This window comes from uncultured Legionella sp. (genome assembly GCF_937871865.1).
Lineage (GTDB): Bacteria > Pseudomonadota > Gammaproteobacteria > Legionellales > Legionellaceae > Legionella.
This window is the reverse complement of the sequence record NZ_CALMPD010000146.1, coordinates 1-25,867: the sequence shown is the minus strand read 5'-3', so window position 1 is coordinate 25,867 and position 25,867 is coordinate 1. Positions and strand designations below refer to the sequence as shown.

Genomic DNA, 25,867 nt, shown 5'->3' with positions numbered 1-25,867 from the left:
CCATATCCAGTAAGCCCATATCCGCCCATACCGTCCCCACCCAAACCTTGGCCGCCTAAGCCATATCCCAAGTAATCAACTCGATTAGAATATAAGTCGTCATCATCGGTATAAATATAAGCAGTTTTATAATTCGAGTTGTATGCAGTTCCAGTAGTACAGCTCGTTAAGAACGAGAGGGATATCAATAATGCACTCAGAATTTTTATTCTCATAGTCATCCTTGAATAAAGGTTCGCTCTTTAATTATATACTATGAGAGCAAATATGGCGCACCATGATCCAAATGGACGCCCTTTTTGTGCAGTAAAGGTTATTAATATTTAATTTGTATAAAATATAATGAAGGTAATGATCGAGATCGAACCTAAAATCACTGGCCAAAAAAGAAGCTTGGGAATCAGATTATTTTCCCATGTTATAAACGAGGTTTTTCCGGTTTTAGCCGTTACGAAAAAGGCATTGAGTGCCAGCAAAAAAATGACGGCATAAGTAATAAAATAGAAATACTCAAGATAAGTAACCGGTTGCGCTGCAAAGTTGGCACGCAAGCTCATTTGCGCCAGCAACACTGAAAAAAAGGAACCAGCTAATGCCGTAAGGCTTGAGGTTGTGGCAAATTTAAATGCATTGGCTTTTTCCGTATCGCTTGACATCACCATCGTAAGCCCAAATAACAACCCCCAGATCACAATAACCGGTAATAAGTACAAGAGAAAGCTGTTCATAAAATTGCGTTTTACAACAATATTGAACATTAATTCCGGCATTTTCGTGTGTTCAATATCAAAATCTTTGATCCCAAAATTAGTACTGGCGCTGTATTCTACAATACTAAAATAAGTCTTTTGCAATCGAAAAGCTCCCGGAATGATTTCTTTATCCAGACCAAATAAATCATCAGAATTAGTAGTGCTGTATGCCGCTAAATCGGGCACCAGGAATATGTCTTTAAAAAAATCTTTCGGTATCACTTTTATCCAGATTGTTTGTTGATCCAGAGGATATTTACTGTAATCAAATTTTTGATATAAAGAAACTCCAGTGTAGTCCCAACCAATCAGATCATAATCATCATAGCTTACTTCATATGATAAATTAGAAAAAATACGCGCATTCGCTTCTGGAAGTACAATTTGCTTAAGTATTCCTTTTTTACCTGCATCTTTTGGGTATTTTTGCCAAATCACTCCGGTAAATACTACTGTCTGTGAGTCATGAAAATAAAATGATTGGATAAAAAAACCTGTGGGTATTTGAATAGGCTCCCCATTGAATTGCTTTTCATACTTTTTTAGTATCCCAGGTATTTCATCTAACGTATTGATTTGAGCAGGGTGTGGCTTGTAAAAGAAGATGACATTAATCCACATAAGAATAATGGCACTTAAAAAAATAACCGTAGCAGTCATCGATGCTATCCATAATTTATGGATTTTTTTATCACGAATGTCTAAATCTTTAGTCGTTGTTTTCACCAAGCATAGTTCCTTATCCGTTTAACTCCGTCATATGTTGATGCAGTAATAAGTGATATCCCCTTGCAACTTATTTGTATTATAGCTCATGCACAGGCCTGTATCGGTATCCTTCGATAGAATTGGTGAGCGGAGATTGTCATTAGTCAAAGGTCATTGTCTGACGAATGACCTTTAATGGATTTCTGCAAGAAGGACTGGAGTAGCTAGTTGGTTAGGTCGATGGAATACCCGTCTTCCTGATTTATTTCGGGCTTTGAAACGGGGCGAATTGGCGCAAATAATGGTTCGGTTTTTTGGGCGGCTGCCCAGGGTCCAGGAGTATTTGTGCTGTTGTTCTCTGGCAGGATACGGTGACCTAATGCATTCAGAACATTCGCGGTGGTACCACTGGTATATTCTTCGTCAAGGACAGCATTTTTACCATTAGATTTTATGCAGACAATGTCTTGTTGTTTGAAACTATATAAATTCGCTAAAACAATAGTAGATTCCAGCACCATCAGGGCAACGCCAAGTACAGGATTCACGGCAAAGCCTATCGCGATAAATAAACCCGCAGATGCCATGGTAATCATGGAGTTGTAGGTCAGACTGATGAACAAGTTCTGGTAAATATTATCTTTAGTTTTTTGCGCCACATCAAATGCGGTTGCAATGGGAAATAATAAGCCTTGCTGTACGACTATCCCGGCATATTGTGCGGTAATGTCATCACCAATACTGGATTTAACTGCAATGCCCATGTGAGCATATTTAATAGCAGTAAGATCATTTGCAGCATCGCCTACCATCGCTACTTTATATCCTTTACGCTTTAACTGTTGAATGTAGCTGGTTTTGGAAATCTCACCGGGCTTGGAAGCAACACCTACAGTATTGGCACAGATATTTTCTTTAGGAATACCGAGTAATGCCGCGTATTGCTCGGCAGTGGCTCTGTCAGCCCCCGTACATATATGAACTGATTTACCCTGCTTTTTTAATTGGTTGATGGTTGTTACAGCATCTTGGCGTAAGGGGTCTGTCAGGGCAATTTGTCCTATTACGGTGGTTCCACGAACAAGATAAACGGAACCGTTTTCAGGATTATTATAGGGTGGATCAATTTCCGTGATTCCATTCGCCATCAGCATATCCTTGTTGCCTACAAGGAAGGTTTCACCATTAATTAATCCTTTTATGCCTGAATGGTGTGTTTTATCAATTGAATCAATATCCAGCGTTAATGGTTCGCTAGACACAATGTTTTGAGCGTGTATGTATGATTTTATAATTTGAGCCGCAGGATGCTCCGACTGCTCTTCCAATAATGCAATATGATTCAAAAACTTTTTATCGCTAATCTGCAATGCGCTTACTGCTGCCTTGCCTTGAGTCAAGGTGCCGTTCAAATCAAAAACAACAGTATCAATATCAGCAGATGCCTGCAGTGCTTTGCCATTATTAAAATGAATCCCATGCTCTGATGCTTTTTTCATCCCTATTTTTACGGCCATAGGAGTAATCAGGCTTAAAGCGCAGGGACAGGCGCTTACCAGAACCGATATCACGCACTGGAGCGCAAGCGCAGAAGTAAATACCGTACCTATCACCACACCCGATACCAAGGCGATACCCAGTAAACCAGGAATAAAATAGTTCAATATTGTATTAGCAAATTCTTCAACAGGAGCTTTATCATCATTGGCTTTTGCAATATTTTTAGCAATTAGCGAGAGATATGAGTTTTGATAAGTTTTGCTTACTCGCATTTCCACTGAAGAAAGATGATCTGCAAGACGCATACCGGCTTTCACTGTATCGCCAGGCTTAAATACTTTAAGATCGGGGGAGCCGTCAATTCTTGTAGTATACAGTAATGTTTTTTGGGTTAACACACCATCAACGGGAATTATGCCGCCTTGTTTTACTACAATAATATCATTGGGAATCAATTTCTTAACTGAGATTTCTTTATCCGGATTGCCTCTTAGTAGTATTGACGGCGGCACGCAATCACGCACATCCAGCTTGTGGCTTATTTCACCTACCAAACTGTGTTCAATACCTTCTCCTAAATGCCAAAAGCCTAAAACCAGCGGTGCTGCTTCAAACATCATTGGTAAACCGGGAATAAACATGCTGGCAACAGATACCCCAACTATAGTTAACGTACTTATTGTATATAACGTTGTGGTATCCCATTTTAATTCAAGCAGTGCATTCCATGCTGATTTATATACCGTACTTCCCAGGTATAAAGTCATTAGGGTGGTTAGCCCTGTGATGGTGTAATAAGCCAAAGCAGGAATGTTAAAACTTGCTATGGCTAGAATAAGCAATCCCGCTCCCCAGATTAAGCCTAAGGTTGCTTTGAGCCAATGATTGTCATGTTCGTGTCCATGATGGTGACCATGACTATGAGCATGATCGTGTCCGTGATTATGGCTGTGGTCATGATCATGATGATTGTGTTTATGATGCTTATGGGGCTTTTCCCTTTTCTTACCAGGAGCGTCTGGTGTGGGATGGTGGGCATGGGCTTCGTTTCCCTTTTCATGATCCTCTTTAAGTGGTTCCACTTCCATATGCTCCCCCAAGGCAATTTCTTGGGCCCATAATAGTTCCCTTATTCTGGTTTGAGTGATAGTCGGAGCATTAGACTTGCATACTAAGCTGATGCTTTTACGTTGTCCCGTGAGATCGAATGCCGCTCTGATAAACTGTAAGTCTTTAGTCTCATTTAAAATTTGCACAATGTGTTCTTGGGTTTTTTCTGGCTCGAGAAGCGATGCATCTTCTGTAAAATAGAATCGAAAATTAATATGAGACATGGAATTCCTCTATTTTAATAATTATATAGATGCGAAAGCATCTTGTTCTTAACCATTTAATAAGGCGATGACCGTTACTTTTTAAACCTATATGTCATCGTTTTGAGAAAGTGTTATACTATAACAGTTGATTGGTAGAGATCAAGATACATTAAATAATTTTTAGACAGTGAGTAATTTACATAGGCTATATTGAGGGCATATTATTTTAAATATTTTCTTGAGATAGAAATTATAATAAAATAAAATTGTTTTAACTATTAAACATAAAGATGAATGATGAAACATAATTTGTTGGACCGAGCGTATAAGCATTGCATCAATCATGGTTATCGATTCACCGAACCAAGAGAACGTGTCCTCAAAATTTTAGTAGATGAACACAAGCCACTTGGGGCTTATGAGATACTGCAACGATTATCAATGGAAGTTGATAATCCTAAACCACCAACAGTGTACCGTGCCATTCAGTTTTGGCATCAAGAAGGATTTATTCATTGCATCGATAGTCTCAAATCCTATGTGGCCTGCTTGCATGGGCATCATATGGGGCAGTCTCAATTCCTTATCTGTAATCAGTGCGATTTTGCCAGGGAACTAGAATGCCTCGTTGATTTCACATCGGTAACTGAATCGGCTGAAGCCATTCAATTTTCAATTATGAATTGCACTATCGAAATCAAAGGATTATGCATTAATTGCAGCCGGGCTCATTCCGAGCATCAGGATGTATGAGCCTGGCTATCGCGGCTTTTTAAATTCTCTATTCATTTCTATGACATAGAATTATTCAAATAACTACGTTACTATTTCTTTTACTTTAGTCATTTTTATGAATTCCGTGGTGCGACCGTGGAGTTCCCAGAAGGCCATGTGTTTTTATCAACGTCTCTCAATAGAGTCTGCCTTGAAGACATTGACTATGGATACCGCGATCGACGTCGTGGTGATGTGTATTTCAGAAAATGGTTTAAGTCGAAATTTCTTAGAGACCATTATAATTTGACGTGACATCTCCCGAGATTATTGAGAGGTTACTATCAGAACAGGTTAATCAGATGAACATGATGAAATTTTTAACCGTTGTTTTATCTCTTATTCTTGCATCTTCCGTGATGGCGGAGCAGATTTTAAGCCCATATGAGTATCTTGATACCACTGGAGCCAGGGAGTTAACGCCCTTCACTATAAATAATGAGTATTTTATTGCCGTAGCACAATTAGCAAGAGACATACCTGGCACTCCTCCTAATATGAATGGAGGAGATGCTGATGTGGACGTGCTCATTTATAAAATAAATCATGGTAAACACGTTATTCATCAGCGCATTCCGGGGCACGGCAATGAAAGTACTGCTTTTTTTACGATAGGAAACGATGCCTATTTGGCCGTAGCCAGTGTGCATTCCGGACCTAAAGCTCCATTTAATCACCATACTTATTCAATGCTTTATAAATGGGATGGGCAGTTTTTTTATCCCGTACAGCAGTTTTATTCCTATGCTGCAAAACAATGGCATTTTTTTAGTATTGGAACGCGACATTTTCTTGCTCTTGCAGAAGGTGTTAAATTACCTGATGGGGAACAAAAGCCAGAAGAGAGCAACTCAATCATTTATGAGTGGAATGGCGAGCGTTTTCAACCTTTTCAAAAAATTTCTTCCCAATGGGGCTATTCCTTTCAATTTTTTCGGCTCAACGGAGAGAATTACCTTGCCTATGCTGATCATTTAAAGCAATCAACATTATATCGTTGGGATGGAGCCCAATTTAAAGAATACCAGGTATTTCCAGGGGATGGCGGCAGATCTTTTGAGGCCTTCACTATAGGTAATAAACATTATTTAGCATACGCCAATATAAAATCTGATTCGATAATTTACCAATGGAATGGGAAGCAGTTTGAGACGTATCAGGCATTGCAGGGAGCTGGTGGACGAAATTTCACTTATTTTACCCTGGATGGCAAGCACTATCTGCTTCGGGTAAATTTTATCACTGGTGATCGGACGAATCCCAAATCTGCGCTACAATCACCACTGTATAAATGGATGAATAATCAATTTGAGCCCATACAAAATATCCCTTCATTTGGTGGGGTTAGCGCACATGTCTACCGCTATGATGATTCTTTTTATATGACGTTTGCTAATAGTTTAAGTGCTGATCTGCGTTTTAAGGTGAGATCGGTTATTTATAAAATCAGCCAGGCTCCCGTTTTGGAGTATGGTTAGGTTTAATGACGAACTAAAGGTAATTGTTCTTATTTTGTTTGGGTAAGTGCATCAAAATCAGCTAATCAAAAGCAGGGGCTCTGCCACAACGCGGTGGCAGAGCCAGGAACTTAACTACAAGGGAATAAACTTGTGGATTTAGCTGTTCCTGTGTAAGTGCACAATCCAAAAAAGTTGTCAGCGTCTCCGTTATTGGGTTGTACTTTATCGTAAAAACCGAAATAGTAACTGTCAAAATTATCTTGAGCAGCTCGTCCTATCCAGTAGTTATAATACACCGATTCCTGAGCCACGCTTGCATTAGGGTTTTGGCCGGCATTACTTTGGCTTGCCCATCCTTCTTCAGTAACCGCGACCCGTATGTTATTAGACAGGCCATTAGCGGTACTGTAAGCAGTTCTTACTGCTTGAAGGCGATTGGAAAACTCAGTCGCCGATGGCGCGTCAGGTTGTTGCGCGCTCCAGAACGGATAAATATTAGCACCAACAAAGTTTAACTTTTTGATGATTCCATATGGATCGTTGCCAGGGTAATTTTTTGTCAATGCTAATAAGGCCCCATCTTGTTGAGCGGTACCCACAGGGACTGCTGCACCCAGAGCCGATTGTATGGTACTGATATCGGTTGAAATGCGCTGCTGAATCTGGGTGTTAGGCACGGTAAAGGTATAGTCATAAATATCTTCATTTCCTACTACGATACCAACAATACAACCGGGATTATTTTGCACACTTTTGATTGCTCCCTGAACCTGGTCTTGGGTCCATTGCGCGCATTGGGCATTGTCGCTACAGCCATCTGATGGCTGGAATTCATATACACCAAGCATTAATTTTAACCCCATGGGACAGCCGATGCTTGCCAGATTTGTTTGTTGCCCATTAATCGTACTGGCAACCGAGATAAAGGTTTTAACGACGTTAAATCCATTTCTTTTTATTTGAGCAAAGTCATTACTTATCGCGCTGGCCATACCTGATTGATTATTGCCTTGTTGCGCTGCGTTATATGCGGTACTGTGCGCTGGGTCATAATTAATGCCGCGAAGAGGTGCAATAGTGGTGCTGTAATTAGCACAGGTAGCTGCAGCCACTCCGTTTAAGCACATCTGTACGGTCATCGGGCCAGCAATCCCTTCGATACCAATAATGTTATGGGATATCGAATTGCTTGCCGGGAATATGCAATGCCCTGCATTTCCTGTTGCTCCCGGACAAAATATCTTTTGTCCGCTCGTTATTTTAATTCCTGCCTGAGAGTAATTATTGATGGCTTTAAGATTAAAGTTCATTCCAGTTGTACTGAGGTTAAAAAAATCTCCAGTGGCATAGGTTGCTGATGAACAAAGAGCAATGGCCATAGCGGTTGTTTTGAGCAAAAAGGGTTGCATTTTTTATCCTTAAAATGTTCAGGAGAAAAGTTAAACAGTCACGCTGCAAATAACTGCTTGCGCGTAATTATCTCCAGTGCTTAATGTGTTTAACCATTCATCACTACGTTTGTAGAAATTACCTTTTCCTAAGTAAAAGTAACGGTAGCCACAATCTAAAGGAATTTGGCCGACAATATTATTTATTCGGAAACCGATCCCGGCCATTGCACTAAATGCGGTATGACTTCTTCCGAAAAACACCTGATCAGGTGTGGCGGTACTGCCATTGATTGGCCAACTATTAACTGTTGTTGTTTGGTTGAGATTAGGACCAACTCCTGCGTCAACGGTTAGACCAAATTGCTCTGAATTATTCATTACAACAGCTTTTGCTGTTGCGTAAATTGGCACCTGGGTAATGCCGTAACTGTATCCCAGGTTAGCAAACATATTTTCCTGGATAATATCCCCACTAACGTTTATCTTCGGAAAATAAAAACCACTGACCCCATAACTCATTAACGCTTTGCCAATATTGGGCCCGGAAACAAGGTAACTTAAACCAAATAAACCTTTTGTGTCATGCTTGTTGGTAATAGTGTACTGGTCACCAACCAACGTATTAATATTGATATGTTGTGATTCCCCGGGGTTGCTATAAAAGCCACCACCTTGAATAACAAACTGGCCGTGAGGTAAGGAATAAGATAAAGCTTGAACATTAATAGCCATTAGGCTTATAAGTATGATGCGTTGCATCAGCTCCTCCATGGAAAATATATAAAAAGGCGAAAAGAATATAATATCTTTTCAGAATTAACAATGGATAATAATTCATGGGAACATGACACTGTATTAACTTAGTGATCGGGTTAGTCAGAGACACATTACTGTTTAATTGCAGAGTAGGGCAAGTTGTTTGAATGACGCATTAGATGGTCTGCATACCTCCAGATAAATCCATCCAGCCCTCTTTGCCAAGAGGCATTACTTTTCTCCTGGTAATAGCCCTTTAACGAACAACCTTATTTTTGAATGGTTGCATAAGAAAAATTCGTTATTTTCAAACGAAGCGGCCTTTTATATTGGTAGTTTTCGGCCTATATTTTGACTGGCGCCTCACTTTTAACTGTATTGTAGTCCGTCAATCAGTTACAGTTGGCGAACATTATTGGATGACTAACCAGAAAGGAGAAATCCCGTGACCGATGAAATAAATCCGCTTTTTACTGCGACCGCAACTACCGTAGGTGGCCGTAATGGACATAGTGAATCTGATGATGGTTCGATTAAAGTCGATCTGTCTGTTCCTAAAGAATTAGGTGGACCAGGTAAGCCCGGTACGACAACTCCAGAACATTTGTTTGCTGCAGGATATGCATCTTGTTTTGGTGGAGCGCTGGATTTTATTGCAAAACAGCATAAAAAAGATGCTTCTAAAGCAAAAATTTCCTGTTCGGTTTCTATAGGGCCCCGTAAAAAAGGCGGCTTTGGAATTGAAGCCGCAATGCGCGTTGAAGATAAAAGCATTAAAGAGGCCGATCTTGCTGAGTTAGTTAAAGAAGCTCATGAACAAATCTGTCCTTATTCACATGCTACTCGCGGCAATATTAATGTAACCTTTGAGATAGTCGGTGCTTAAGAATCAAGTAGAGAGATAGTCCGATAGCCCTAGGGCTATCGGCTAAACTGCACGTAATGAATTAAGCTTTTTTAAGATGAAGCTGACTCAGGATGCGACTTTTTAATTCATTGCTCATTTCAACAAGTAGAGATGCTGTATCGTCTAAACTTTCAAATATGCTTTTAATTCCTTCCAATGCTTCTTCATCACCAGAGAGCAAGCTGTCCAGAATTTCTTTCAGCCCCGTTTCATTTTCACTGAATTCGAAATAATCAGGATTACTTACCATATAGGCATCAATCATAACACCTGTGTTTAGATTGATAGCGAGTGATATTACAATATCTGTAAAGCGTATCGATGCTTTATCTGTCTCTTCAGGCAGTTTTGACAGATCGATTTTTGCCGAAATTAAGGCACTAAGCGCCGTAAAATTACCCTCAGTATCTTTGGCTGTAGAGGTAATAACGCTTCTTACTGAAGCTGCATCACCATACTCTTCTTCAGTATAGTTTTTTGCAAGCTCTTCCAATAATTCGGAAGCCATTGGAATTATTAAATTTATCTGGTCTTGAGGAAGTATTTTAGTAATATCGATTCCTAATCCACCTTTGAACACCGTGATTGGATCTTTGTTATCAGCATAGTTGTAACTGAGGTTGTCTATTTTCAATTCGAACGTATTTTGTGAACCAATTTTACGATAGAGGCCATTCAGTGCAATTTTGACAGCGTGAGTTTCGTCTGTCTCTACTTCGTTAAACGATAGCTGCGCAGTCGTTGTTGGGTTTTGGTAAGAGGTTAAAACATCTGCCACTCTGTTATTTAGCTGATCCAGGATGCTATCAGCTGAAACCGTGCTGGCAGCAAGGGCTAAGCCCAGACCTAAGGATAAAACAATCTTTTTCATTACAGTCTCCAATAATTTTATAGAATTGATGGGTTAATTACACACTGACGATTTCAGTGATAGGGTGTTGGTTTTTGCTATGGAGCAGAGAAATGAGCTTCCCCCCTCTACATATGGGGATAAGCGTATTTTTAGATTCTTTAGTGAGCGAATTTTTTGGATGAACAACATTCTCCATGTACTACTCATATACATCCTGTTTTAGTGACAAATTTGGTTCACTATTTTTTTATTGCTCGGGTAACAAAAAACCGACGTGGCATAGTGTCATCTTTCAAGGTGAATGACAATGATAGATGGCAAAATTTCCAGGAACATTGTCCATAATCGTCTTTTGTATCAATAGAGTATAAAAATACTTGTAACTTTTTATTTTTAATAGGACATTCTATATAAGTCAGGAGAAAGGAGTTCTCAATGTTTGCACTGTTTAAAAGCCATCCGTTAGAATCAATTACCTATATTAAAATGTACAGTAGCCTGTCTCCACATGAAGTATCAGAAGTCAGCTTTGCATTTATATTAATGCCTTATTCCCATCAAAAGCATTTAGTTAATCTTCAATCCATTCAATTTGTTTTTAATGCTCGTGGCGAGGTGACCCGAATGAACATCCTTTTTTATGGTGATGAACCCGATATTCTGATAAAGGCAAAAGCAACCATGGCTGAAATGATTGCCCTTAAGTTGACCCATAAGCGGCAAGAGGGACTATCATCTTATAATGCGGAAGGTAGAAATCTGGAATTTAGTTTCGTTGGTCTGGCGAGTGCACCAGATTATTTGAGTGATATCATTGATTGCCTTAAGAAGCCTTTCCTTCTGCATCCTGATTTTATACAAGAGATAAAATCCCAGCTTTTAAATCAGGAATACCTGGCCGCGGAATTTATCCAGTTACGAGGAGCTCTTCCTGAGCAGCAACCTCCATGTTGTATTTTGTAACCTGATTTAAAACGGTCTCTGTCAGTGTCCATATTGGTAACAAATAAACCGCTGTGCGGAATTTAGTGCTCAATAGCCGTTTGCTGAAAAATATATTATGTAATTGGCTATAAAATTCTATGTAATTAATAAATAATACTTATTAAAAGGGCAGTTGTTCTTCCAGTCTAAAACGCCGACGTACCGTGGTTTATCCACGGTATCCATGGTTCCCGCACACAAAATGCGAGCCATAGGTTTGGGCACGAAAGGTCAACAGTCTCGAAGGCAGATATTAAATTTATTTTTTAAATTGAAATGGCGACGTACTATGAACGAATGCAAAACAGAAAGCACGTGCTAATTATCAAGAATAACTTCAGATATTTACAGGATTAAAATATTTTATGAACACAAAAGTATTCTTGTACTCGTTCAATAACTCAAGGATGAAGGCCTTCATTCTGCTTTTATTGTTTAGTCTGTTTTTTTCGACGAATTGTTTTTCGCGGCCTGCTAGTGATGCAGAGCTGTTAAAGAAAATAAATGCAATTGAGAAAAAATCCAATGTTATTATGGGCATATCTGCCATACACATAGAAAAAAACAAAACCATTGCTCATAACAGCAAGCAGCGCTTTTTTATGGCCAGTACAATCAAACTGCCAATTGCTCTGGCTTTTTTGAATCGCGTTGATGAAAAAAAAGAGTCCTTGGAGCGCATCATAAAGCTTGATTTATCTAATTCAGTCCCTGGCTCCGGATCTTTGTATTATGCGTGTGAAAAGAAAAAGACCAGTATGTCTTTGCATCAAATATTGAAGTATATGATGGCTAATAGTGATAACAGTGCTAGCGATACTATCTTGCATACAGTTAGCCCCGAATATGTAACAAAGAGAATGAATGAGCTTGGATTTAAGAATATCCAGATTAATCGGTCGATTCTTGAGATGTTTATGGATACGAATCATGTCGATCATAAGTTGTTGAAAGAACCGCGTACAGTCTATTCCTGGAAAAAAATATTTAACAGTATTCCTCTCAAGCAAAAAATGTTGGCCTGGCAGCGTTTTGAAAAAGATCCGCGAGACACCACTACACCCGATGATATGGCGAAATTGCTGGTGAAATTACAAAAAAATCAGGTGCTCTCTGAAGCCAGCACCAAGGTCATTCTTAAAATTATGGAGCAATGCAGGACCGGCAGGAGCCGAATTAGAGGGTTATTGCCTGCGAACGTAAAAGTAGCTCATAAAACAGGTACATGGGCGATAGGGGAACAAAATTATTTAAGCTACCCTGGGTCTAAAAATCTGTTCCGTTTTGCCAGTGATGTGGGGATCATTACTCTTCCCAATAATAAAGGTCATATCGCTATTGCGGTATACGTTAAGTCGCAGGCAGCCAGTGACTACTCAAGAACACGGGCTATCGCATTGGCTAGCAGGGCAGTATACGATCATTTTATGAAATTATAGCTGCCCTTGGGCGGTATCTACTGGTTCAACATATCGGGATTAAAAACCTTCCCGTTTACAAATACTTGCTGGTTTTCTATTTTAATATCGAGCACGTAGTCATTGCCTTCTATCTTTAGAAGACCTTTATCAATATAGTTTTGCAGTCGAGTTGTTACTTGAGTTTGCGGATCTGTCGGAGTCGGAGCAATTGACGAATCGGTGCTGGGAGTAACGTTTGATGCTGAAGGCAGGGAAGTCTTGTCCTCATCGCTTTCAATCGTGGCGAGCATCAATTGTTTCACGACCGTAATAGGTGCTCTGAATTGTCCTTGTCCTTGTACTTTTGTAAGTAATTGAGCGGGATCTACGATGTCATTTTTCGGTATGGATATTTTTAGCTTCCCTGTAATTTTACCTTCAGGCATCACTAGATACATCTCGGACAAATCCAATTCAGAACCTCTGGATAACAATTTAGGCAATTCGGCAAGTAATGCCATCAGGTTTAAATCAGGATTTTGATTATTCTCCAGCATAGTCCATTCGAGCCTATGGATGTCTGCCATAGCCTTGGGATCGAGATTTCTGATATTCAAAATGAACGAGCCTGGCCCATAGGACCTGCCCTGGTTAAATAATTTGCTCAAAGATAGAGTGCAATTGTAATTAAGAGCACCACCTTTTAGATTGGATTCTAAACCAAGGCTAAATCCTTCAAGATTAAATTCTGGTTTATCGCCAATACTGATTGCAACCGAAGGAATTGACAAGAGTGTTTGGGCTAACCATAAACCTTGGGTATAGGTAAATCTGAATTTATCTTTTATTTCACCCGATTGGAGTTGAAAATTGTTTGCACTTCCGTTCAGGCCGAGTGCGGTTAAATGACCATCTAATTTATCGACATTAGGCGAAATTCGCAGTTGACTGCTAAGTCCTAACCAGTCAAATTGAAAGTCCTCATCTCCTGATTTACCCTTCATTGATAAAGACGGAAGATTATAGCGGAATAAGGTATTATTAAAATAATCAACTAATGCCCCATAATGCGTTTGTGGACGGGTAGTTACATAACCAAATCCAAATCGCAGCCCTGAGTCTGTAAAGATGAATGGCCCATGTAGTATTTGCAGTGGAAAACGGACATCAAAATCAAAAGGGGGACTTACGCTAACGGTGCCATTCTTATCCGTAGTTTTTTGTTCCGGCAAATGTGCCTTTACAGTTAATGAAGCGTGAGATGCAAACCAGCCTTGTTGGTATTGATCCAAGTGTACACTCATTATTGAAGTATCATGATAAGCATTGATGTTTTTATTTATGGTGCGTTTTACCAGTAATCCGGTAATAAAATAAGACAGAAGAATTAGCGCCAATGTGATTATAAGTATACTAGTCCATTTTTTCATAAATGCTCAGAATTGAGGACACATTGTTATTATTTAGTCTAAAAAATTCGTTTTGTAAAATCGATATACAGGGATGTACCTTGCTGAACAGCATAGAATTATGCTTTAGAACGTCGCATCAAAAACGAACAATATTTCAGATGAATTAATAAATTAATCATAAATTTAGCTTTTATGATTCTTGTCCATCATCTCTTGTGATACACTTTCAGCGTATGAAAACTATTCTATCACTTTTATTTTTGTGTTCTTTAAATAGCCTGGGGTATGCGTTCTCTTGCTATGAGCCTCAGAACATTCATCAAAAACCAATAAAATTTGATAGCGAGCGCATTGCTTTAACACGAGATTATCAACTCACTCATTATGGGATTAATTCTAAGTCTATTGAAATTGAACCTAAAATGATTGTCTTACATTGGACTTGTATTGCTTCACTCGATGTGACTTTTCGAGTATTTGATTCGCCTGCGTTACCGAAGAACTCACCACGGCGCAGTGATATTCCCGGTGATTTAAATGTGTCCAGCCATTATGTGGTCGATAGGGATGGAAGTATTTATCAATTGATGCCCGAGAATTGGATGGCCAGACACGTTATTGGGTTGAATCATTATGCAATTGGTATCGAGAATATTGGTGGTGTGGATGGAAAGGATGATTTAACTCCAGAACAAGCCAGAGCCAATGCCTTTTTGGTTTGTTACTTAAAAAATAAATATCCGGATATCAAACATGTTATTGGCCATAATGAATATCTGGCATATAAAAATACTCCTTTGTGGCTGGAAAAAGATCCTACCTACCAAACAGATAAAACCGACCCAGGTCCCACCTTTGTAAAAAAGGTAAAACAATTAATTGCTCGTTCTCGCTAATTGTTATGGAGAACTTAAAAATAAACGATATACGTCTCGACTTTAGTAAATAGAGAATCAAAAGTAGCCCGGATGCAGCATAGTACATTTTAAATCGGAACCTCTCTGTTTACGCGCTTCACATTTCATTCGGGCAATGGCTACAGTCGATATAAGTAATTTGCTACAGATTTACATAAAAAATAAGGTATTCTTGAATACATCTATTTTCAGATTTTGATGTGGTTTATTGCTAACATCTCAATAACCATGGGTGAATGAGTGTTGGTGCATCGTAAAAGGGATTGTATCTATGTATGTGTTCAAAAAAACAGGCTTTTACGCCTTCCGATTTTTTAAATCCATTTTCTTTTTTCTGAGTTTTATTGGGCACTTGGCTCACAGTTGCAAGAATATTGTTACCCGTCATTTAAACATCTCCTGGCAGAATGTATGGAAAATTTTATACTATTCAGGAGTTTCTCTGGTTGTCCCGCTGGTTATCGTCAGCGCATTGATGGCGATGTCTTTAGCGGTAAGCAGTTTTCTGATTTTAAATAATTTTCATTTGCAAGATAAAGCTTTGGGTATAGCACAAACTCTTTTACTGCAAGATATTCTTCCATTGCTTATCGGTTTTGTTCTTTGTGTTCAGGTGTCATTGAATATCATCAATGCGCGTATCAAGATCACCAAGTTGCAACGTACACCCCAGGAGGTGATTCTTGAATATATTTTACCTATTATCATTGGTGTGAACATCACTGGATTACTCTTATATATTTATTTGCTGGTAGCAATATTCATGAGTCTTTTTATTACTTTTTATAATCTTCTGAACATGAATGCAGATATGTATATTATGGAGCTCGAACGAAATGCTACTGTTGTTTCTGTTAGTTATTCCCTTGTTAAGACTTTATTGTATTGTTCCATTGTTAGTTTAACCGCAGGGTATTACTATTATATGGTGGCTACCAGACATGTCCCTGTAAGAAGGGCGGTATCGCGAATATTAACTCGTGGTTCGCTTTGGTTAACGATAAGCAGTGTTTATATCAAATTACTCAATCTGTAAGGATTATAATGCGGTCAGAAAAATTTTATACATCGATTGGGATTTTTGTGGTTGGCGCATTTATTTTACTGGCAATAGCAACAGTATATTTTTACGAGGAATACCTTCATTCCAAATCCCAAATATATGTGATGTTTTTTAAAGGATCATTAAAGGGATTGAATGCATCAACTCCTGTAACCTATAGAGGGATTAAAGTCGGGGAGGTGAAGCTTATTGAAATCACCGAAAATGCAAGCATGGATAAAGTCCGCATTCCAGTGTACGTTCAGTTCTTCGTGGAAAAAAATCTTGGATTTACTCAGAACCCAGTTCATCTATTAATTCGCAATGGTTTTGTTGCTCAGGTATCTCCCCCCAATTTCATTACTGGTAATGCAGAAATAGAGCTGGTCAAGGCCGAAGCAAGTACACGACCGAAAGATCTGTTTTTTAACCATTATTCGGTATTTCCAACGCGCAGCAGGATTGAAAAAAATCCAACGCTAGATGATTCAATTAAATCGGCTAAAATGACGTTTGAAGCAATAAGACAGTTAGTGACCTCCGAAGAAGTAAAAGAGCTGATTAACACGATGAATATTATGAGCGAGAATATGTCGCATTTTGCGGTGAGAATGGATAAAAATATCCCGCCAGCAATGGTTTATTTCAGCCAGACGATGCAAAAAATAGGTGATGCTGCATCCTCAACTCAGAACTTAACCGATTATTTATCACGTAATCCTGAATCCTTGCTGCGAGGTAAACGGTGAAATCAGTACATTTAATGATAATCTTGAGCCTCAGTGTGCTGCTTTGTGCTTGTGGGAGAAGCAAACAACCTGAGTTTTATGTTTTAAATCCACTACCTGCTAAAGCAACGACTATGAATCGACATGCTTATTTAAAGATTGGCCTAGAGGCTATTCGCACACCGCCATTCACAGAAAAACCTCAATTGATGATTCATGATAGTGCCAATCGGGTGCAGCTAGAAGAATTCCATCAATGGGCTTCTTCTTTAGATAAAAATATAAAAAGTGTGCTCAAAGCTAATTTAAACAACTTGCTCCCAGGTGTAGTCATGGAGGAGGCTCCATGGGATATTGAGTTTAATCCTGACTTTAATTTACAAATTGAAATCACAGAGTTCAAAATAGATGTATACGGTAACAGTAGCTTAAGAGCCTGCTATGCTCTTTCTAATCAAGGGCAAATTATTAAAAAATACGATCGAAATTATCACCTGAAAGTACCAATAGTTACTGTTGAGTCTTTAGTGACGAGTATGAATACTAATTTAAACGCATTCTCCCAGGACTTGGCGCACTCTTTGATTAACCAGAAAGGCAGCAGGATAAAATCGAGTAATTGACTGCAAAATAATTGGATTATGGAGCGCAAGAATTCGCGTTCGCGTTTTGTCATGCAGATGTAGATGGAGATACTGGAGTTCAAATATAAATTGAACTCCAGTAAGGTGCTGTTAGCACATAGAAAATAAACGCTTATATTAAGGTGCGGGCTTGGTAAATCGAGTGATGTCGAATGCGAGTAATTTAAAATAATCATAAGACATATAAAACTCACCATAATCGCCGACGGAAGTGCCCCAAGAATTACGCAAAGTTAACAAGCCCTTATGGTTTTTACCGTGATTATCAACAGCGACGGCATTATCATCATAGCCAGTGATTATCATTTCATGTGCGGCTTCTATCGAATCAAGTCCTTTTAATACTTCTTGATGGAGCTGGGCTTTTATTGCAGGGCTTTTCAACTCTTGCTTTTTTTCTTCTGATAATTCGACACGAAGTAATTTAATCGTTTTTTCAGACTTCTTATTTTTGAGATTAGATTCGTCTGCTGATGGGACGTTGTTTGGCTGTAGCCTATGGCTAATGGATCCTAGTACTGTAACATCAGCAGCATAAACGTTGCTCATTATTAAAACAGTAGCAAGGGAAGATGGAATTAATAGGGTAACCATTTTTTTTAGCATCGTTGTCTTCTGTTGGGTTTTGGTGGTAAATTATTTGCCACTTTGGTTTCTATGTCAACATGAATGTTCTATGGTGATCGCCTTAAAAATGAGGCATTATTTTTTAGATCATTGAGGCTATTTTCGTTTGCTTGCTATTTATAAAAGCATCCATTATTGTTGATTTCAAAATCAGAAATGATGATTGTTATCAATATAATAATGAATAATTGGGATGGAGAATAAATGAAACGATTAGGAATGATGTGCATTTTATTAGGGATGCTGAATCAGGTTTTTGCTAAAAATCCCGTTGTTTATTCCTTGGATGCGCCATTTCTGACACTGGTTTCTACTACGGGCGGGACAGTCAAAGCAACTTATACCTTCATGAATAATTTGCCCCGGGCATTTATCAAGCCGTTTCGCGTTTCCTTTGCTATCTGTCCTTTTATGAACGACGGTTGTACGGTGAGTACGAATGAGTTAAGTATTGATGATCAGTGTACGGGCAAGAAGCTGCAACCTGCGGAAACATGATACAGGGGTTCCCTGAGCGGTTGGATGGGCGAATGACATTTGTGGTTCGTGAGACATTGTGTCATCGTCTTCCAAAAGTATCTCTTCTGGATTGAGTATACTAGATGCTGGTGGATTAGTTGTTGTGTCCGAGGTTGTTCTACGTACGTAAGTTTTTTCTCTTGGTTCACTATTGGTGTTCGAGCATTCTACATCAAGGTAACGTTTTTTCTTTGGTTTTGGCTCTGCGACCTGAATATTGGCCAAATTAAAACAGTCCTTATTATTTATACGCATTTGATAGGATAGAGGAAAACCACGTGTGGAATCAATGTCGCTACATGACAGACTTCCTTCTAACACTTGATGCGTGACGCATTCCCCATCGGCATAGAAGGTAAAATAATTAATCAACCCACCAAATCCCTTAAAAACATAACGTATATTGTCTTTGCTGTTACTTGTGTCAACAGGGAAAGCCAAATTTAACCAGGGATCCATTAATATTGCTTCATTTACAATAACGATAAAATGATTGTCAAATGTTGCCAATCTCAAGGTATGAATCAGGCTGTTGTCTTGTTGTGACTCAAGCACCAAGGCAGCAAAGCCGAAAAAAGCTTTTTCCTGACAATTGCCAAATCCTGTTTTTTTGGTATGAATTGAAATTTCCAAAATTTTATCTAACCAGGTTTTATCGGAAGCGATTAGAGTTATGTCGGTAAAATCCTGAGTTAATTTTACTAAAATGGCATTTTTTTGATCATCACTGGGTAAATCTGATGAGGAAATATCCTGAGCTAGTTTATTGTAGGACTGGATCATGTTCCAAATTTTTTTCATCGGAACTAAACTCATGACGACTGGTAACGTTACGTGCTTTTCTTTTCACCACAGCAACTTCATAGGAGTTTAATGCGGCATGTTTGTTCTGTTGCCCTGATTCGGATGTTTTTATTTCAGTGGGCGGAGCCATGCTGCTTGAGATAGCTGTTTGGAGCGCGTTTTCTTTTAACTTATTAAAGCCAGAAAGGAAATCATCGAGAAAAAATTGACGCTGTTCTTCTGATATTGATGGAATTGATGCACAAAATTTATGTTCCATGTGTGATTTTCTGTGTTTATATAATTCAATTGAGTCGATTATTGTGCATATCTAACATTAAGCTATTATTAATTGCCGAAGTATGGGCTGAGCATATTTTAGGCTTAAAATGAATTATTATGCTAAAGTATATTTGTTTTTTTAATAATAATTAACTGGAGTCATTGTACCTTCAGACGAAATTATCGTGATTGTAAAGCAGATTACCGAGCAAATTCATGTTCAAATACAGGCATGTAATAGGCCTTCTGACAAATCCAATCATCATTTTTTCAAAACGATAGTTTTATTAGTCAAAATGTAGCTGATGACATTCTGGTTAAGACAAAGTACTCTTATTTGGAATTCACTCTTGGTTTAGTAACTGAGCTTTTAAATAAATGTTCTTTGAATGTTGAACAAATCAAAGATGAGAATGCTGTTTGTTTTGTAAGTATTTAACTAAAGCCAGCAATAAATTAGTTGATTGCGATGAAATTGAAGAGAACGTGAGTTATCTGTCTGGCCCCAAATAGCATCTCTTCAATCAGTAATTTGTAAATAATAGCTACGCAGATTTTACCATTTATATCTAATTTTAAAGATGTATTACTTAATGAGGTGCACAATGAATTTATTAGCGAATAAAATTGTTTTTATCACTGGAGCATCCAGTGGCATCGGCCAAGCATGTGCTCGTTTATGTGCCGCTCAAGGTGCTCGCCTCATCTTAAGTGCACGTCGTGAAGAACGGCTGAGACAATTAGCGCAAGAATTAACAGAACATTATAAAACTAACTCGTATATTCTTCCTCTTGATGTCCGAAGCAAAGAACAAGTTCATAAGCAATTGGCATCATTACCGGAAGAATGGCACTCCATCGATATTTTAATCAATAATGCGGGATTAGCTCTGGATACTTTACCGATTTCTCAAGGTATTGAGGAGCATTGGGATATTATGATTGATACCAATATAAAGGGATTGCTCTATGTTAGCCGCGAGATAATTCCAGAGATGTTGTTGCGTGAACGAGGGCATGTCGTCAATATAGGTTCTATTGCCGGCCACGAATGCTATCCCAATGGGAATGTCTATTCGGCTACAAAACACGCCGTTCATGCTTTATCCAAATCCATGCGATTAGATATGTTAGGCACTCCAGTACGAGTGACAGAGATAGCACCGGGGGCTGTAAATACAGAGTTTAGCACTGTTCGCTGGAACGACAAGGAAAGGGCTCAGGAGTATTATAAGGATTTTCAACCTCTTTTAGCAGAGGATGTCGCTGATGCGGTGTTGTATTGCATTACTCGACCACAACACGTAGATATCGAACAAATGATCATAATGCCTACTGTTCAGGCGTCTGCTAATCATGTATCTCGAACGACCGCTGCTAAATAAGGGCGGAGATGTTTGAATTCTGCTGAACAGATGGAACGGGTGTGTAATTGTGGGTGTTCTTTGTTTTGATGTTTAAAAGGCCGATGCTCGTAAAACCTCTACGAGCAGTCATTTCTCTAAAAACAAAATGTGTGTAAAAATTTGCCATCGATGTGTTTGTTGGCTATTATTAGTACATATAGGTAATGACTTGCCCTGACTGAACCAGTAAGTAATATTAGATAAGGGGATTGTTTTGGAGAGTGGTGTGTAAGCCTGCAATGAGTAGGAAACCTTAAGCTCTACATAAATCTCCGTTTTACATTTAAGTCGCGGCTCAGGTATTAGGAAGTCGTTGCCTGTACTCAATTTTATATTAATACGCCCTCACTTGGTTTAGCGGTGTGGGTCTAATTTTTTGTTAAGTCGGCTTTGGCTCCTATCTAAGCAAAAAAAACTGAGAATGCCTGTCTGAATTAAAATATTTAAATAATTTGTGCTTCATGTAAACCTGGTGGGTCTTGGTTTGTGATACCTCTATTAAAGTAATGGGAGCTTAGGGTTTGTGGTTCCTTGTTGAGTAATTATTGATCGTGATGTATAATTATAGAGCAAAACCTTGCTAGGAAGCTATCATGAACAAGTTACTTCTTTCTCTTGTTATCAGTGTTCCTTTGTTATTGCTTTCAGGCTGTGCGGTAGAAACGGTATCAGTCGATACGGTTGCCTACGATCCTGGCTACAGTAACGATTATGTTTATTCCGTTGGGTATTATAATAACAGACCTTATTGGGGAAATAATTATTATTACTCCAGTTATTGGGATGATGATTACGGTTATTGGGGGGGTGGCTACTACAATGGATATTAAGCTCTGATATATATATAATTTAAATTACCCTAATCAAAATGCCATTCAAGAATGGCATTTTGTTTCTTGTCCTGCGCGAGCTATAAATTTTTTTAGAGCATTAGTCTTTGGCTCTTGATACATATTCCCCTTTTCGGGTATCTACTTTGATTAGTTCACCTGTTTGTACAAATAAAGGTACGCGAACTACGGCGCCAGTTTCCAATTTTGCAGGTTTGCCGCCACCGCCTGAAGTATCCCCTTTTAAGCCGGGATCGGTCTCAACAATTTCCAGAATAACGAATGTTGGAGGCACTACCTGAATAGGTTCATTATTCCATAGCGTGACGATACAGATGTCTTGCTCTTTTAACCACTGGGCAGCATCAGCAAGTACCGTTTCTCCAACAGCATATTGCTCGAAATTATCAGGAACCATGAAATGCCATTGTTCACCGTCATTATAGAGATATTGCATTTCAACATCGCCAACATCGGCAGAAGGTAAGGTTTCATTTGATTTAAAGGTACGTTCTACTACTCGGCCTGTTTTAAGGTTACGAATTTTAATACGGGTAAATGCTTGCCCTTTACCTGGTTTTACAAATTCACATTCAAGAATGCTGCAAGGAGCATCATCAACCATTACCTTTAAGCCATTTTTAAATTCGTTGGTGCTGTATGTTGCCATTAGTGCTCCATAGTTGAGATTTTGCTGTATTTTCGCTAAAGTTCGCACAGTTTATCAAGTCTGTACAATTAATGCGAGATACCTCTTTGAGTTGGCAAAAAAAATTAGCACAAGGTTTCAGTTCGGCAACTGAATTATTAAGGTATTTGGAATTGCCCATACAGCAGGGAAGTCTTTTGGCAGAGAAAGAATTTTCTACCCGAATTCCTTTGAGCTTTGCCCAGCGGATGCAAAAAGGAAATCCAGATGATCCTTTATTATTACAAGTACTCGCTGTAAAAGAGGAGTTGCTTGTGAATGAAGAGTATAGCCAGGATCCGCTTGTTGAGCTAAGTTCTAATCCCTTAAAAGGCTTGATTCACAAATATCATGGGCGGGTATTATTAACATTAACCGGTGTTTGCGCGGTGAACTGCCGTTTTTGCTTCAGGAGACACTTCCCATACCAAGAGAACAATCCTGGACGCAATGGCTGGAGTTCTATTTGCGATTATATAAGAAAAGATACTTCCATCAGCGAAGTGATTCTAAGTGGGGGGGACCCATTACTTGCAGCAGATCTGGTCTTAGCTGAACTGATCCAACAATTAGAAGCGATTCCCCATGTGACTACGTTGAGGATACATACACGTATTCCTGTGGTGTTTCCTGAGAGAGTCGATTCCGGATTGCTCTCTGTTCTGGAGGCTACTCGCTTAAAAAAGGTAATTGTACTGCATTGCAATCACGTACAAGAGTTAGACGAATGTGTGCGAGTAGCATGTTCTGATTTGCTCTATGTGGGATGCTTTTTGTTGAATCAGAGCGTGTTGCTGAGGGGAATTAATGATGCCTCGGAAACCCTTGCTGATTTAAGTCATGTATTATTTGCCTATGGGGTACTGCCTTATTATCTTCATGTTCTGGATAAGGTACAGGGGGCTGCTCATTTTGATATGCCGTATTCCAAAGCGCAGGAGATTTATCATCAATTACAACAGAAATTACCTGGTTACTTATTGCCTCGTCTTGCACGAGAGGAACCAGGTAAATTAAGTAAAACACTTTTAATTTAACGTTCTTGCCTATATTTGACCCTCTTCCTCTTCATAAAGTGAGATCAATTTCTCCTGAGCACAATTATTACCTTGTACCATGGGTTTATAAGTTCCATCACTTTGCATCTCCCAGGTATTACTGTTGTCTTTGAGATAATTTTTAATGATTTCATTTTTGATTCTTTTTTTACACTTATCGTCTAGTATTGGAAACATAATTTCAATGCGATGGTACAGATTTCGTTCCATTAAATCCGCACTGGCGCAAAAAAAGTGTTCTTGCTCATTTATTCGAAAATAGAATACTCGATGATGCTCAAGAAAACGGCCAATAAAAGAAAGCACTCTTATATTATCAGAGATTCCGGGTAATCCTGGTTTTAAACAGCAGACTCCCCGAACCAGGAGATTAATTTTAACCCCTGCTTGAGAGGCCTTATATAATGCTTGTATGGTTACTTTATCAGTTAATCCATTTACTTTAAGCATGATTTCTGTATCAATTCCTTCTGCTGCTGCGGAGCTGCATTGTTCAATGTATTGTAATAATGTCTTTTGCAAGGTGAACGGGGAGTGGCTTAATGCTTTGAGCTTCACTACCTTACCAAGGCCGGTCAGTTGTTGGAAGATGAGCTGAGCATCCGAGGCAATAGTCGGTTCACACGTTAATAAACCAATGTCAGTATAACGTTTGGCTGTTTGTTCATGATAATTTCCGGTACTTAGGTGCACGTATCGTTTTAACTTACCGTGTGTTCTTCTAACCACCAGAGTCATTTTTGCATGGGTTTTGTAACCTACCACACCGTAGAGCACCAAAATGCCAGCCGCATGGAGTCTATTGGCTAATTTTAAGTTTGACTCTTCATCAAATCGCGCACGTAGCTCAATTACCGCCGTCACTTCTTTGCCTGAGTGAGCTGCATTGACTAATGCATCAACCATTACTGATTCAGAATGGGTGCGATATAACGTTTGACTAATAGCCAAAACATTAGGATCGGCAGCAGCTTGTCGCACAAAATCAATGACTAAATTAAAACTTTGGTAAGGATGGTGTAGTAAAATGTCCTGTTCATCAATTACATTAAAGAGATTACGTTGGGATTTGGGGAATTTGGGGTATTGAGCAGTATATGTAGGATAGTTCAGATCAGGTCTGTCAATAGTATTAATTGTTGTCATGTACCTTTGTAGATTAACCGGACCATCACAAAAATAAGCATCTTCATGGCGTAAATGATACTTTTGTAATAGAAAGTCTACTATTTTATCAGGACATTTATTTTCTATTTCCAATCGGACGACATGTCCATAGTGACGGGAAAAGATTTCACGTTGCACCGCTTTTGCCAAGTCATCTATTTCCTCTTCTCTCAGAAACAGATCGCTGTTACGGGTTAAGCGGAATGAATAGCATCCGCTGATTTCCATTCCTGGAAATAGGCTGTTGACATGGGTTTTAATAATGGATGATAAATAAACAAAATAGTGGGCATCACCGCACAATTCAGACGGTAAATGGATCATCCGCGGTATAGAGCGAGGCGCATGTACTACTGCGTAGTTAATATTTCGATCAAAAGCATCTTTTCCGCTTAGCGAAATGATGAAATTCAAACTTTTATTAATTAGTCTTGGTAATGGGTGAGCCAAGTCTAAAGCAATGGGGCTAATGACCGGGAGAATTTCGTGCTTGAAATAATGTTTTGCCCATAAATGAATATCATCTGTCCACTGATGAGTATCAAGGAAGTGAATATTTTCTTTGCGTAATGCAGGAAGTAGTTGTTTGTTAAATATGCTGTACAGCTGGTCAATTAACTGGTGCGCCTTTTGACTTATACGGCTAAATGCTTCATCGGGGCGTAGCCCATCTATGGTTAATTTGCCTGATGAGAGTGCAATTTTTTCTTTTAGTCCCGCAACTCTAATTTCAAAAAATTCATCAAGATTACTACTGCAGATACTTAGGAATCTCATCCGTTCTAGTAATGGAACACGATCATCATTTGCAAGCATGAGCACTCGCTGATTAAATGCAATAGCAGAAAACTCTCTATTAATATAATAATCTGGGTTATCCAGAGTTGTATCCAAGGGGAACTCCATTTATCTAAATAAAATCAGGCTCTAGTTTGAACTCGAACCACCAGGCTGTGTTAACGT

24 protein-coding genes and 1 pseudogene are annotated in these 25,867 nt (G+C 38.9%); 13 read left to right on the top strand and 12 right to left on the bottom strand.

The annotated features are described in order from the left end of the window. The 3 genes from Q0495_RS07690 to Q0495_RS07680 form a co-directional block, all read right to left on the bottom strand. Positions 1–215 (bottom strand): hypothetical protein (locus Q0495_RS07690; RefSeq protein WP_298624656.1); only part of this gene is annotated, 215 nt, incomplete at its 3' end. 108 nt (positions 216–323) lie between these two features. Next, positions 324–1,481: a hypothetical protein gene (locus tag Q0495_RS07685; RefSeq protein ID WP_298624654.1), complete on the bottom strand. Its 1,158-nt coding sequence runs from the start codon at positions 1,479–1,481 to the stop codon at positions 324–326. A 203-nt stretch (positions 1,482–1,684) separates the two neighbouring features. Beyond that, positions 1,685–4,294, bottom strand: coding sequence for a cation-translocating P-type ATPase (locus tag Q0495_RS07680; protein WP_298624652.1), 2,610 nt, complete (start codon positions 4,292–4,294; stop codon positions 1,685–1,687). A 279-nt stretch (positions 4,295–4,573) separates the two neighbouring features. On the opposite strand from Q0495_RS07680, the gene Q0495_RS07675 reads away from it, so the two are divergent. Together Q0495_RS07675 and Q0495_RS07670 are read left to right on the top strand one after the other, a co-directional pair. Beyond that, the gene (locus Q0495_RS07675; RefSeq protein ID WP_298624658.1) at positions 4,574–5,029 is read left to right on the top strand and encodes a Fur family transcriptional regulator; all 456 of its coding nucleotides are present in this window, start codon (positions 4,574–4,576) and stop codon (positions 5,027–5,029) included. Between the two features lie 323 nt (positions 5,030–5,352). Further along, complete coding sequence (locus tag Q0495_RS07670) at positions 5,353–6,528, top strand: hypothetical protein (RefSeq protein WP_298624650.1); 1,176 nt, start codon at positions 5,353–5,355, stop codon at positions 6,526–6,528. Between the two features lie 110 nt (positions 6,529–6,638). On the opposite strand, the gene Q0495_RS07665 is transcribed toward Q0495_RS07670, so the two are convergent. Next, positions 6,639–7,919, bottom strand: a complete 1,281-nt coding sequence (locus tag Q0495_RS07665; RefSeq protein WP_298624648.1) for a hypothetical protein — start codon at positions 7,917–7,919, stop codon at positions 6,639–6,641. A gap of 30 nt (positions 7,920–7,949) precedes the next feature. After that, complete coding sequence (locus tag Q0495_RS07660; RefSeq protein WP_298624646.1) at positions 7,950–8,660, bottom strand: hypothetical protein; 711 nt, start codon at positions 8,658–8,660, stop codon at positions 7,950–7,952. A 442-nt stretch (positions 8,661–9,102) separates the two neighbouring features. Between Q0495_RS07660 and Q0495_RS07655 the strand changes: the two genes are divergently transcribed. Continuing rightward, positions 9,103–9,543, top strand: coding sequence for an organic hydroperoxide resistance protein (locus Q0495_RS07655; RefSeq protein ID WP_298624644.1), 441 nt, complete (start codon positions 9,103–9,105; stop codon positions 9,541–9,543). Between the two features lie 61 nt (positions 9,544–9,604). On the opposite strand, the gene Q0495_RS07650 is transcribed toward Q0495_RS07655, so the two are convergent. After that, entirely contained in the window at positions 9,605–10,435 is an 831-nt protein-coding gene (locus tag Q0495_RS07650) for a hypothetical protein (RefSeq protein WP_298624642.1), read from the bottom strand. Positions 10,436–10,852: 417 nt separating this feature from the next. Here Q0495_RS07650 and Q0495_RS07645 point away from each other — a divergent pair, with 417 nt between their 5' ends. Continuing rightward, positions 10,853–11,380 carry a hypothetical protein gene (locus tag Q0495_RS07645; protein ID WP_298624640.1) on the top strand — a complete coding sequence of 176 codons (528 nt, stop codon included), beginning with the start codon at positions 10,853–10,855 and terminating at the stop codon, positions 11,378–11,380. Between the two features lie 386 nt (positions 11,381–11,766). Then, entirely contained in the window at positions 11,767–12,840 is a 1,074-nt protein-coding gene (bla, locus tag Q0495_RS07640; protein WP_298624638.1) for a class A beta-lactamase, read from the top strand. Between the two features lie 17 nt (positions 12,841–12,857). Here bla and Q0495_RS07635 read toward each other — a convergent pair whose 3' ends face one another. Next, positions 12,858–14,231 carry a DUF945 family protein gene (locus Q0495_RS07635; RefSeq protein WP_298624636.1) on the bottom strand — a complete coding sequence of 458 codons (1,374 nt, stop codon included), beginning with the start codon at positions 14,229–14,231 and terminating at the stop codon, positions 12,858–12,860. A 215-nt stretch (positions 14,232–14,446) separates the two neighbouring features. Between Q0495_RS07635 and Q0495_RS07630 the strand changes: the two genes are divergently transcribed. The 4 genes from Q0495_RS07630 (at position 14,447) to Q0495_RS07615 (ending at position 17,523) form a co-directional block, all read left to right on the top strand. Further along, a complete protein-coding gene (locus tag Q0495_RS07630; RefSeq protein ID WP_298624634.1) occupies positions 14,447–15,109 on the top strand; it encodes an N-acetylmuramoyl-L-alanine amidase in 663 nt (220 codons plus the stop codon). Between the two features lie 292 nt (positions 15,110–15,401). Further along, entirely contained in the window at positions 15,402–16,166 is a 765-nt protein-coding gene (locus Q0495_RS07625) for an ABC transporter permease (protein ID WP_298624632.1), read from the top strand. Positions 16,167–16,174: 8 nt separating this feature from the next. Continuing rightward, positions 16,175–16,921: an MlaD family protein gene (locus Q0495_RS07620; protein WP_298624630.1), complete on the top strand. Its 747-nt coding sequence runs from the start codon at positions 16,175–16,177 to the stop codon at positions 16,919–16,921. Then, positions 16,918–17,523, top strand: a complete 606-nt coding sequence (locus tag Q0495_RS07615) for a membrane integrity-associated transporter subunit PqiC (protein WP_298624628.1) — start codon at positions 16,918–16,920, stop codon at positions 17,521–17,523. Before Q0495_RS07620 ends, Q0495_RS07615 begins: the two co-directional genes overlap by 4 nt. Before the next feature lie 138 nt (positions 17,524–17,661). Here Q0495_RS07615 and Q0495_RS16815 read toward each other — a convergent pair. Then, positions 17,662–17,856: pseudogene (locus tag Q0495_RS16815) on the bottom strand (C1 family peptidase); the annotation flags it as partial. A gap of 519 nt (positions 17,857–18,375) precedes the next feature. Between Q0495_RS16815 and Q0495_RS07605 the strand changes: the two are divergent. Continuing rightward, positions 18,376–18,669: a hypothetical protein gene (locus Q0495_RS07605; RefSeq protein ID WP_298624624.1), complete on the top strand. Its 294-nt coding sequence runs from the start codon at positions 18,376–18,378 to the stop codon at positions 18,667–18,669. Here the strand turns inward: Q0495_RS07605 and ceg10 are convergent. Both ceg10 and Q0495_RS07595 read right to left on the bottom strand, forming a co-directional pair. Next, entirely contained in the window at positions 18,616–19,491 is an 876-nt protein-coding gene (ceg10, locus tag Q0495_RS07600; protein WP_298624622.1) for a Ceg14 family Dot/Icm T4SS effector, read from the bottom strand. The genes Q0495_RS07605 and ceg10 overlap by 54 nt on opposite strands. Beyond that, complete coding sequence (locus Q0495_RS07595) at positions 19,454–19,753, bottom strand: hypothetical protein (RefSeq protein WP_298624620.1); 300 nt, start codon at positions 19,751–19,753, stop codon at positions 19,454–19,456. The genes ceg10 and Q0495_RS07595 overlap by 38 nt, the downstream gene beginning before the upstream one ends. A gap of 607 nt (positions 19,754–20,360) precedes the next feature. Between Q0495_RS07595 and Q0495_RS07590 the strand changes: the two genes are divergently transcribed. Further along, positions 20,361–21,140: an SDR family NAD(P)-dependent oxidoreductase gene (locus Q0495_RS07590; RefSeq protein WP_298624618.1), complete on the top strand. Its 780-nt coding sequence runs from the start codon at positions 20,361–20,363 to the stop codon at positions 21,138–21,140. Positions 21,141–21,754: 614 nt separating this feature from the next. Then, a complete protein-coding gene (locus tag Q0495_RS07585) occupies positions 21,755–21,991 on the top strand; it encodes a hypothetical protein (RefSeq protein WP_298624616.1) in 237 nt (78 codons plus the stop codon). Positions 21,992–22,091: 100 nt separating this feature from the next. Here Q0495_RS07585 and efp read toward each other — a convergent pair whose 3' ends face one another. Continuing rightward, the gene (efp, locus tag Q0495_RS07580) at positions 22,092–22,661 is read right to left on the bottom strand and encodes an elongation factor P (protein ID WP_298624614.1); all 570 of its coding nucleotides are present in this window, start codon (positions 22,659–22,661) and stop codon (positions 22,092–22,094) included. Between the two features lie 71 nt (positions 22,662–22,732). Between efp and epmB the strand changes: the two genes are divergently transcribed. Continuing rightward, the gene (gene epmB / locus Q0495_RS07575; protein ID WP_298624612.1) at positions 22,733–23,716 is read left to right on the top strand and encodes an EF-P beta-lysylation protein EpmB; all 984 of its coding nucleotides are present in this window, start codon (positions 22,733–22,735) and stop codon (positions 23,714–23,716) included. Between the two features lie 9 nt (positions 23,717–23,725). Here the strand turns inward: epmB and ppk1 are convergent, their stop codons facing one another. Next, on the bottom strand, positions 23,726–25,798 hold the full coding sequence (gene ppk1, locus Q0495_RS07570) for a polyphosphate kinase 1 (protein ID WP_298624610.1): 2,073 nt from the start codon (positions 25,796–25,798) through the stop codon (positions 23,726–23,728). Positions 25,799–25,867 lie beyond the last annotated feature (69 nt).

Bases quoted from the DNA above. Each gene is read 5' to 3' on its own strand.
- Q0495_RS07680 (WP_298624652.1), bottom strand. From the start codon at position 4,294: ATGTCTCATATTAATTTTCGATTCTATTTTACAGAAGATGCATCGCTT.
- Q0495_RS07675 (WP_298624658.1), top strand. From the start codon at position 4,574: ATGAAACATAATTTGTTGGACCGAGCGTATAAGCATTGCATCAATCAT.
- Q0495_RS07670 (WP_298624650.1), top strand. From the start codon at position 5,353: ATGAACATGATGAAATTTTTAACCGTTGTTTTATCTCTTATTCTTGCA.
- Q0495_RS07665 (WP_298624648.1), bottom strand. From the start codon at position 7,919: ATGCAACCCTTTTTGCTCAAAACAACCGCTATGGCCATTGCTCTTTGT.
- Q0495_RS07660 (WP_298624646.1), bottom strand. From the start codon at position 8,660: ATGCAACGCATCATACTTATAAGCCTAATGGCTATTAATGTTCAAGCT.
- Q0495_RS07650 (WP_298624642.1), bottom strand. From the start codon at position 10,435: ATGAAAAAGATTGTTTTATCCTTAGGTCTGGGCTTAGCCCTTGCTGCC.
- Q0495_RS07645 (WP_298624640.1), top strand. From the start codon at position 10,853: ATGTTTGCACTGTTTAAAAGCCATCCGTTAGAATCAATTACCTATATT.
- bla (WP_298624638.1), top strand. From the start codon at position 11,767: ATGAACACAAAAGTATTCTTGTACTCGTTCAATAACTCAAGGATGAAG.
- Q0495_RS07635 (WP_298624636.1), bottom strand. From the start codon at position 14,231: ATGAAAAAATGGACTAGTATACTTATAATCACATTGGCGCTAATTCTT.
- Q0495_RS07630 (WP_298624634.1), top strand. From the start codon at position 14,447: ATGAAAACTATTCTATCACTTTTATTTTTGTGTTCTTTAAATAGCCTG.
- Q0495_RS07625 (WP_298624632.1), top strand. From the start codon at position 15,402: ATGTATGTGTTCAAAAAAACAGGCTTTTACGCCTTCCGATTTTTTAAA.
- Q0495_RS07620 (WP_298624630.1), top strand. From the start codon at position 16,175: ATGCGGTCAGAAAAATTTTATACATCGATTGGGATTTTTGTGGTTGGC.
- Q0495_RS07605 (WP_298624624.1), top strand. From the start codon at position 18,376: ATGAAACGATTAGGAATGATGTGCATTTTATTAGGGATGCTGAATCAG.
- ceg10 (WP_298624622.1), bottom strand. From the start codon at position 19,491: ATGAAAAAAATTTGGAACATGATCCAGTCCTACAATAAACTAGCTCAG.
- Q0495_RS07595 (WP_298624620.1), bottom strand. From the start codon at position 19,753: ATGGAACATAAATTTTGTGCATCAATTCCATCAATATCAGAAGAACAG.
- Q0495_RS07590 (WP_298624618.1), top strand. From the start codon at position 20,361: ATGAATTTATTAGCGAATAAAATTGTTTTTATCACTGGAGCATCCAGT.
- Q0495_RS07585 (WP_298624616.1), top strand. From the start codon at position 21,755: ATGAACAAGTTACTTCTTTCTCTTGTTATCAGTGTTCCTTTGTTATTG.
- efp (WP_298624614.1), bottom strand. From the start codon at position 22,661: ATGGCAACATACAGCACCAACGAATTTAAAAATGGCTTAAAGGTAATG.
- epmB (WP_298624612.1), top strand. From the start codon at position 22,733: ATGCGAGATACCTCTTTGAGTTGGCAAAAAAAATTAGCACAAGGTTTC.